This is a genomic window from Escherichia sp. E1130 (genome assembly GCF_005781065.1).
Taxonomy (GTDB): domain Bacteria; phylum Pseudomonadota; class Gammaproteobacteria; order Enterobacterales; family Enterobacteriaceae; genus Escherichia.
Window position 1 is genome coordinate 1 of record NZ_VATL01000033.1, and the last position, 4,794, is coordinate 4,794.

A 4,794-nucleotide genomic window follows, 5' to 3' on the forward strand; every position below is an offset into this window, starting at 1 on the left:
TTATCGGGGCCTTCATTGAAGGATACATGTTCTACTAATTGGAAGCATCACCCCTTTAACTTACATCATTCATAGCCATGATTTGGCTAAAGCGCAGTACAATAAACTCTGCCGGGCGTACTGCCCGAAACCCTATATCGACGTTCATTACTCCATTATTAATATCAGTCTGGCTCATCGTGCTCCCTTTTCCTACCCGGACAAAAAACGCTTTTTCCTGGTGGTCCCCCACTAATCCTCCCCGTTGCCAGAGGTCATGAAGATACGTTTCTGCCGCACTACGTACATTGTTCCACGTCTGTTCTGTGTTTGGTGCAAACACTATTTTTTGTAATGCGCTGTTAATATCACGCGCAATCATTTGATACAGGCGGCGAGCGCTGATAAAACGCCAGTCGTCGTCCAGTTTACGGGTGCGGGCACCAAATATTCGTATCCCCGCCTTTGGACGTCTGAAATCCCGCAGTGCATTAATCCCCTGTTCATTAAGCGAAGCGTGTTCATCCTCACTCAGGTGCTGATAGACCTCGCTAATACCCTGTAACACCACATCCATACCTGCCGGGGACCACCAGATACCACGAAGACGCTCCACTTTAGCAAACTGTCCGGCAACCAGTGCAACAGGGGAAAGAACCTGCTCCGTTGCCACACTGGCAACCTTTTTATCAACAGCAGTGCGTAGCTCGTTGTACAGTAAGTCGTTTCTTATTTTCAATGCAGCCAGTGTGGTGGGGTCTTCTGTCCCTTCCTCACTCGTTTTTTCATCCATATAGCCCGTCAGAGAAATCTGTTCATCGTCAGGATTCAGCGGATGCCATTCGACAGTGACATGAGGTCCCCAAACCCCAACACTCGCGTTATCACTTAATACCGGAGTCTCATCTTTTTTCTTGACATCCGTCAGGAGGAAATATGGGTGTTTATCGTCAGACAACAGCGTGAAAAGTGACTGGTAAACAACTGCTTTATCACCATCATCACCACACCAGACCAGCAGCGTAATATCCGAATAGCCGCTAATAATCTTTGGCAGTTCTGCTAATTTGTCGTCATTGCTTTTTGTCTGACTGGCTCTTTTTTTTCTTGTACTGGTAACTTCAAGCTCAAGCGGAAAAATGTAGCAGCGCCCCCCGCCATTCAAAAAGTAAAGATAGATCTGGTAAGCGTAAACATTATCAACCGCTCGAAGAGCATGGGAATAAGTCCATTTTTCTTCCTTTGTTTCTTCCTTATTCTTTTCTGGAGGGGGAACTTCAGGGGGAGTGGATGTGATATCAATAGAAACAGTAAAATTGTCAGTAATAAATTTATCCTGAAAATCTCTCCAGTTATCAATAGCCATGCAGCGCTCTGAATGATTGTTACGGCATATGAAAGGCCCAACAAAAACCGGCACTGACATTGTTGCGCCAATGGAAATGGATAATGATTGTGAAGGAGCATATTGAATTTCTACACCGGGAGCACGACTCATCGATGATTCTCCTTATTAATGGTATGGTAAATAAAACCAATCAACGCTGGTCTTATCTCCTATTCACCCATAATCTGTGAAAAGCGCAGAACGATAAACTCAGCAGGGCGTACAGCTGCAATACCGATTTCAACAACCATGATCCCATTGATTATGTCCTTGTCACTCATAGTTACTCCACGCCCGACATTAACAAAAAATGCCTCTCCCGCCTTATTCCCCGACAGTCCCCCTCGTTTCCAGATATCCGTTAAATAGGAGGTCACGGCGCTACGAGCCGACAGCCAGGTACGTGGTGTGTTAGGGTGGAAGACTATCTTACGCAAGGCGTCGCGGACATCGCGTTCAACCATATTAAACAAACGCTTCACCGATACATATTTCCAGTCATCGGTGATATCCTGAGTCCGTCCCCCCCATACAAGTGCAGGGCGTTTATAGAGATTACGGATCATATTCAGACTTGAAATATTTTCTGCCTGCTCTATATCAGACACCTGTTCAGCTGGCTTCACCCCTTTTAAACTAACATTCGCAGGTGTCCACCAGGGACCATATTGAGCGTCATTACTACAATAAACCCCTGCAACGGCAGGACTTGGCGCAATTTTAATATCCTCGTCCAGAGTCTTTAGCCAGGGATAATATGCAGCTGCATCAGGGGAATTGGTTATAGCAGGGAATATTGCATTTTCCTCCAGACCATTTTCCGGCCCGTCCAGAATAGCAAATATTTTCAAGGCATCCAGTTTTGTCGCAAGATCCGCTACATCTTTTAGCTCCTGCCCCGCCTGAACAAACAGGGTAACATCGTCAAGCCGTGCCAGTCCCGCTGTCAGACCTGAATCTGCTTTTAAAAGATAACAGCGTCCCCCACCATTTAAAAAATAGCTTCGCATCGCCAAATAAAACGTTTTTGTCGATGATTTACTTTCATCATCAAGTGCTTCATACATTTCAGTTAATGCCATCCAGTCAGACAGACTGACTGAAGAGGGAGGGGCCGCAGTATTGCCAAAAAATACCACCGGAGTAGCAAAGGCAGGGACTGCTGTACTACTTGAGGTTATAGATAAACTATTACTAAATAAATATTCTATAATTACACCTGGCGCGTTCCCATTATAATTTATCGAATGTTTATAGGTTACCGATAGAGACATGCCATATACTCCATTAAAATTTAGGATGGTTTAATTTAGACAGTTGGCCATAACACGATCACATGCCAGTGTCATTGATATAGTGGCAACTTCATTACTGTCGGCGTTCAGATCTGGGGCATTAATTCCTGTCGGGAAAGCATTAACCAATGTCCATGAAAGGATCAGTCTTTCACCGCTTGTGTCGGTTAAGCTGACCAATACATCTTTTTTATCCACTTCATTAAAATTCACGGTATTTAGCCACTCGTAAAGACGGCATTGCCCTGAAAATACACCTTTGGTAAACGTGATCTCCGGTGGCTCATAAAGGCCTGGCATAATAAATAATCCACGCATACCATCACGATAGATAATCTTAGGATAATTTACATTAAGCCCACTCACACTTTTGAACGGGATAACATCACCATCAATATCAACAATGAAGTTAAAAACCGGTACTGGATAACTAGCACGGATATCCTCGGCTGAATGTGGCATACTTCCCTCCTATTATTAATTCAACAAAACACTCGTTATATCACATGAAATATAATTTATATATAAAATAAATCGTATATTTCAATATGATATGGGGCATGATCATTTTGACGAAATATCAATATATTGACATTACCTCCACACAAAGAGTTTATATCAATCTGGGGCTGATTCTGATAACATCACATCTTTAGTGGTAAATATAAGGATGATAATTATTGATTAAGCTAATGATTTTATTTATCGATAAAATATCTTTTTTGTGAACGTATCATTGCGTTCATAAAAGCTACCGCCCTCAGTAAACTAAACCGATGTTAAACACAAAGAAATAGTTGATTTTTGTTACGCAAAGAAAATCAAAACATTAGAATTATTGGTTTTTATAGCATAGAACAAAGTTAACTATCTGTGTCTATTTAAGTCGTTGTGATACAACAAAATTGTTGCAGTGCACAGTCCAAACAATAACTTCGTTCTTTGCCATCGTTAACATCCGTATAATATGAAAGCTTTGATTGTTTATCTCTTTATCATGAGATAAACAATCAACAGGCATACAATGCAAACAAAACTATATGCAAATAACCAGCAAAAACCAGAGTCTCCTCACCTTTGTGCCACCTATAACGCTTAAGATATTAAGCTTTCATTATTGCTAAGGTATGGTAGTGGTTGATTTTAATTGTGCAACAAAATAAATCAAAAATTAAATTACAATAGCAGCGGAACTCCAGTAAATTATTATATTATTCAATATAATAACCAACAAAGAGCAAATCATAACATTATCTTTTTTTTGATAAAAATCAATTTTTCTTTTAGCGCACTGAGTATTGCTCTTCCTCGCTAACACGTGAGTGCAGTAACACACCTCTCAAGTGTAATTATCTTATTGCTAAGATAGAAATTCGCATGATAGATTGAATTGTTTCATGTGTTAAAAGTTATACATTTCCTTGAAACACTTGTCGTCTGTATTCAGACAGATCATGGCGCGTTCTGTACCCGAAAGATAAACAGGAACAGGCCTGAGTGAAAAAAGGTATAAATACAGCCAGTATGTTTGTAAATAGACCAGTTTTAGTTCCAATTATTTTTTGTGGCCCCGGCCGAATTGACCATAGCTCAAAAAAGTAAAGTTCTAAATCAGAGACCTTCGTCTTTCCGGAAGCTTCGGATGAATTCTTCCAGAGTAATATCATTTAATGATGATATGCATCCTTTCATAATTGTATTCCCTGCGCCAGCAGTCGAGTTTGTCTTGCGCATCGTCCAGTGACAGGAACCAGTGAATGTTCAGGTGATTTTGGTATTAATATAATTCAGAATAACAATTATTTGACTTAAATGACAAATAGAATTTATTTCCATACTAAAAGCTATCAACTTCTCTAAAATAAAAAATGAATATTATTTTAATGCTCATTATTTACACTATCAGCATTTGATATCATATTAAAAATAATGTTAATATATCGCATTTGTATTTTGGAGTCAGGATGTTTTTTTGATTCCGATCTTGCACTTTATATTAACTATTCTACTATTTTATCATGTTATTGTAAAAATCATGTATTTTATACGTAAGACAGAAAAATGTTACGTAACGGGGTGTTATTGAACATGGGTGGTTTACATGATGTAGCCCCGGCTTTGTTGAATAAATCG

The 4,794-nt window shown here is 39.9% G+C and carries 3 protein-coding genes; all 3 read right to left on the reverse strand.

What is annotated here, in order from left to right:
* Positions 1–55: 55 nt before the first annotated feature.
* From FEK66_RS22695 to FEK66_RS22705, 3 genes are read right to left on the reverse strand one after another with little or no spacing between them, the layout of a single operon-like run.
* Positions 56–1,477 carry a phage tail sheath C-terminal domain-containing protein gene (locus tag FEK66_RS22695; protein WP_138211551.1) on the reverse strand — a complete coding sequence of 474 codons (1,422 nt, stop codon included), beginning with the start codon at positions 1,475–1,477 and terminating at the stop codon, positions 56–58.
* A 59-nt stretch (positions 1,478–1,536) separates the two neighbouring features.
* The gene (locus FEK66_RS22700) at positions 1,537–2,640 is read right to left on the reverse strand and encodes a phage tail sheath C-terminal domain-containing protein (protein WP_135495623.1); all 1,104 of its coding nucleotides are present in this window, start codon (positions 2,638–2,640) and stop codon (positions 1,537–1,539) included.
* Positions 2,641–2,670: 30 nt separating this feature from the next.
* On the reverse strand, positions 2,671–3,123 hold the full coding sequence (locus FEK66_RS22705; RefSeq protein WP_135495624.1) for a phage tail protein: 453 nt from the start codon (positions 3,121–3,123) through the stop codon (positions 2,671–2,673).
* Positions 3,124–4,794: the final 1,671 nt, after the last annotated feature.